Here is a 4,246-nt window from a genome sequence, read left to right as displayed (position 1 = left end):
GGGTACCTCGACTGCGGGCGCGTCGTGGCTGGTCGCGCAGTTCCCCGCGCCCCTGGCGGGGCGCCTTACGGGGTGCCGGTGCTCAAACCGGCCAGTACGACGTGCGCCAGGCCCGCGGCCCGGGCCGCGGCGTCCGGCGTGCCGCCGTCCGGCGCTCCGCGCTGGACCACTCCGGGCGCAGCAGCGCCGCATCGGGCGCGGCCGCCGCTCCGGCGGCCGCGCGTGCCTGGACCACCGCCAGGGCGGCGGCCAGCTCCTCGGGGGTGGGGTTGCCCCGTACGACCTTGATCACTGCAGCGTCCCTTCCACAGCGTCGGTGTTCACGGCGTCGGTGTTCAGAGCGGAATGTTGCCGTGCTTCTTGGGCGGCAGCGCCTCCCGCTTGTCGCGCAGCGTGCGCAGCCCGCGCACGATGTGCCGGCGGGTGTCCGACGGCATGACCACCGCGTCGACGTAGCCGCGCTCGGCCGCCGCGTACGGGCTCAGCAGCGCGTCCTCGTACTCCGTGACCAGCCGGGCCCGCAGCTCCTCCTGTTCCTCCGGCGTCGTGGCCGCCGCCAGCGAGCGGCGGTGCAGGATGTTGACCGCGCCCTGGGCGCCCATCACGGCGATCTGGGCGGTGGGCCAGGCGAAGTTGAGGTCCGCGCCCAGGTGCTTGGAGCCCATCACGTCGTACGCGCCGCCGAACGCCTTGCGGGTGATGACGGTGATCAGCGGGACCGTGGCCTCCGCGTAGGCGTAGATGAGCTTGGCGCCGCGGCGGATGATGCCGTTGTACTCCTGGTCGGTGCCGGGGAGGAAGCCCGGGACGTCCACGAACGTCAGCACCGGGACGTTGAAGGCGTCGCAGGTGCGCACGAAGCGCGCGGCCTTCTCGCTCGCGTTGATGTCCAGGCAGCCGGCGAACTGCAGCGGCTGGTTGGCGACCACGCCCACCGGGTGGCCCTCCACGCGCCCGAACCCGGTGATGATGTTGGGCGCGAAGAGCGCCTGCGTCTCCAGGAACTCCCCGTCGTCCAGCACGTGTTCGATGACGGTGTGCATGTCGTAGGGCTGGTTCGCCGAGTCCGGGATGATCGTGTCCAGTTCCCGGTCGGCGTCCGAGACCTCCAGGTCCGCCTCCTCGGGGAAGGCGGGCGGCTCGGAGAGGTTGTTGGACGGCAGGTAGGACAGCAGCGCCTTGACGAAGTCGATGGCGTCCTTCTCGTCGCCCGCCATGTGGTGCGCCACGCCGGACGTGGTGTTGTGCGTCCGGGCGCCGCCCAGCTCGTCGAAGCCGACGTCCTCGCCGGTGACGGTCTTGATGACGTCGGGGCCGGTGATGAACATGTGCGAGGTCTTGTCCACCATCACCGTGAAGTCGGTGATCGCGGGCGAGTAGACCGCGCCGCCCGCGCAGGGGCCGACGATCAGGGAGATCTGGGGGATGACTCCGGAGCCGTGCACGTTTCGCCGGAAGATCTCCGCAAACAGGCCGAGCGCCACGACGCCCTCCTGAATACGGGCGCCGCCGCCGTCGTTGATGCCGACGATGGGGCAGCCGGTCTTGAGGGCGAAGTCCATCACCTTGACGATCTTCTCGCCGTAGACCTCGCCCAGCGACCCGCCGAAGACGGTGAAGTCCTGCGAGTACACACAGACGGTGCGGCCGTCGACCGTGCCGTAACCGGTGACCACCCCGTCCCCGTACGGGCGGTTGGCGTCGATGCCGAAGTTGGTCGAGCGGTGCCGGGCGAGCTCGTCCAGCTCCACGAACGAACCCTCGTCCAGCAGCAGGGCGATCCGCTCCCGCGCCGTCAACTTGCCCTTGGCGTGCTGCTTTTCGACCGCCTGCGCGGAACCGGCATGTGTCGCCTCCTCGATCCGGCGCTGCAGGTCCGCGAGCTTCCCCGCGGTCGTGTGGATGTCGGTTCCCTGGGTGTCTGGCTCGGACATCGGGCTGCGGCTCCTGCTCGTCCAGAGGGGTCATGGCGGGTGCTACCGGTTCGTAGCGTATCCGCGCGGATGCACGCTGACAGTGCGGCGTTGGCCACACCGTTCTGCTTCTAAGGTGGCCTGTATGACGCCCCCAGACGCCCCCGGCAGCCGTTGGTCCGACCTGGACCGCCCCCCGCTGAACGCCGCCGCCCTGCGGCGCGCGCTGGTACGTCCCGGCAGACTGTGGACCTCCCTGGACGTGGTCCAGCACACCGGCTCCACCAACACCGACCTCGTCGCCTCCGGCGGTACCGAGGGCGCCGTGCTCGTCGCCGAGGAGCAGTCGGCGGGCCGTGGCCGGCTCGACCGCACCTGGACCGCGCCCGCGCGCTCCGGGCTGTTCTTCTCCGTCCTGCTCACCCCCGGCCCCGCCGTGCCGCCCTCCCGCTGGGGCTGGCTGCCGCTGCTCGCCGGCGTCGCGACCGCCACCGCGCTCTCCCGCGCGGCCGGCGTCGACACGGCCCTGAAGTGGCCCAACGACCTGCTCGTCACGGTCGACGGTGCCGAGCGCAAGGCCGGCGGCATCCTCGCCGAGCGGACCGGTGACAGCGTTGTGGTCGGCATCGGGCTCAACGTCTCGCTGCGCGCCGACGAGCTGCCCGTGCCCGGCGCCGGGTCGCTGGCGCTGGCCGGGGCGCAGGTCCTGGACCGGGACCCGCTGCTGCGGGCCGTGCTGCGCTCGTTCGAGGACTGGTACGGGCAGTGGCGCGCCGCGGGCGGCGACCCCGCGGCCTGCCGGCTGCAGGACGCGTACGCGGCCGGCTGCGCCACCCTCGGCCGCACCGTGCGGGCCGAACTCCCGGGCGGGCGCGAGCTGGTCGGCGAGGCCGTGGCCGTCGACGGGGACGGGCGGCTGGTGCTGGCGACCGCCGACGGGGTGCAGGAGCCGGTCGGCGCCGGCGACATCGTGCACCTGCGCCCCGCGGGTCCGGCGGCTCCGGAGCGGTCGGAAGGGTGAGCTCCGGCGGTCCGGGAAGTGAGCTACGGCACACCTGCCGTATCGTTGTCCCCGGAAACTGGGCGAGCACGATCGGCAGGGCAGTGCGCACGGATCGGACAGGGGGCGGGCGGTGACCGCCGATGAGACGGGTGGCAGTGCTGCGCGCGGGATCGCTCCTCGGGAGATCGAGGAGAACGGTGAGGAGAGCGGCGACCCCCTCGCCCTCCGGCTGGAGGCGCTGATCCTCGGCGCCGAGCGCCGCTACACCCCCTTCCAGGCGGCCCGCGCCGCCGGCGTCTCCATGGACCTGGCCTCCCGCTTCTGGCGCGCGATGGGCTTCGCGGACATCGGCCAGGCCAAGGCGCTGACCGAGGCGGACGTGCTCGCACTGCGCCGGCTCGCCGGTCTCGTCGAGGCGGGGCTGCTGAGCGAGCCCATGGCCGTCCAGGTCGCCCGCTCCACCGGACAGACCACGGCCCGGCTCGCCGACTGGCAGATCGACTCCTTCCTGGAGGGCCTGACCGAGCCTCAGGAGGGCATGACCCGGACGGAGATCACGTATCCGCTCGTCGAGCTGCTCCTCCCCGAGCTGGAGGAGTTCCTCGTCTACGTCTGGCGGCGGCAGCTGGCCGCCGCCACCGGGCGCGTCGTCCAGGCGCAGGACGACGCGGAGATGGTCGACCGGCGGCTGGCCGTCGGCTTCGCCGACCTCGTCGGCTTCACGCGGCTGACCCGCCGGCTGGAGGAGGAGGAACTCGGCGAACTGGTCGAGGCCTTCGAGACCACCGCGGCCGACCTGGTGGCCGCGCACGGCGGCCGCCTCATCAAGACGCTGGGCGACGAGGTGCTGTACGCGGCCGACGACGCCGGAACGGCCGCGGAGATCGGCCTGCGGCTGATCGAGACCCTCACGAACGACGAGACGATGCCGGAGCTGCGCGTCGGCATGGCCTTCGGGACGGTCACGACGCGGATGGGCGACGTCTTCGGCACGACGGTGAACCTGGCGAGCCGGCTCACGTCGATAGCGCCGAAGGACGCCGTGCTCGTCGACGGGGCGTTCGCCGAGGAGCTCGCGCGGAGCGGTGATGCGGCGAAGCCGGGCGAGGACGGGGGCGGGGAGCACCGCTTCGCGCTGCAGCCGATGTGGCAGCGGCCGGTGCGGGGGCTGGGCGTGGTCGAACCGTGGCTCCTGAGCCGGAGGGGCGACTGAGGCGGTTCGGCACCGCCGGGCCGGGCGTTCGGGCGCCCCGTCAGGGGCGCGGGGAACTGCGCGCTCAGCCACCGACGGCCTGCAGCCGACGCACTACCCAGAGGTCCGGGGCGAAGC

The 4,246-nt window shown here is 72.8% G+C and carries 4 protein-coding genes; 2 read left to right on the top strand and 2 right to left on the bottom strand.

The window, feature by feature from the left end; genetic code table 11:
• Positions 1–82: 82 nt before the first annotated feature.
• Together ACWD4B_RS35245 and ACWD4B_RS35240 are read right to left on the bottom strand one after the other, a co-directional pair.
• Positions 83–292: an acyl-CoA carboxylase epsilon subunit gene (locus tag ACWD4B_RS35245; protein WP_451424597.1), complete on the bottom strand. Its 210-nt coding sequence runs from the start codon at positions 290–292 to the stop codon at positions 83–85.
• A gap of 43 nt (positions 293–335) precedes the next feature.
• Positions 336–1,934, bottom strand: a complete 1,599-nt coding sequence (locus ACWD4B_RS35240; RefSeq protein ID WP_451424596.1) for an acyl-CoA carboxylase subunit beta — start codon at positions 1,932–1,934, stop codon at positions 336–338.
• 124 nt (positions 1,935–2,058) lie between these two features.
• Here ACWD4B_RS35240 and ACWD4B_RS35235 point away from each other — a divergent pair, with 124 nt between their 5' ends.
• Entirely contained in the window at positions 2,059–2,934 is an 876-nt protein-coding gene (locus ACWD4B_RS35235; protein ID WP_451424595.1) for a biotin--[acetyl-CoA-carboxylase] ligase, read from the top strand.
• A gap of 151 nt (positions 2,935–3,085) precedes the next feature.
• Complete coding sequence (locus tag ACWD4B_RS35230; RefSeq protein WP_451424598.1) at positions 3,086–4,129, top strand: adenylate/guanylate cyclase domain-containing protein; 1,044 nt, start codon at positions 3,086–3,088, stop codon at positions 4,127–4,129.
• Positions 4,130–4,246 lie beyond the last annotated feature (117 nt).

The organism is Streptomyces sp. NPDC002536, from assembly GCF_053594995.1.
The sequence above is the reverse complement of the archived record's forward strand: the minus strand, read 5'-3'. Positions and strand labels throughout refer to the sequence as shown.

Bases quoted from the DNA above. Each gene is read 5' to 3' on its own strand.
- ACWD4B_RS35240 (WP_451424596.1), bottom strand. From the start codon at position 1,934: ATGTCCGAGCCAGACACCCAGGGAACCGACATCCACACGACCGCGGGG.
- ACWD4B_RS35235 (WP_451424595.1), top strand. From the start codon at position 2,059: ATGACGCCCCCAGACGCCCCCGGCAGCCGTTGGTCCGACCTGGACCGC.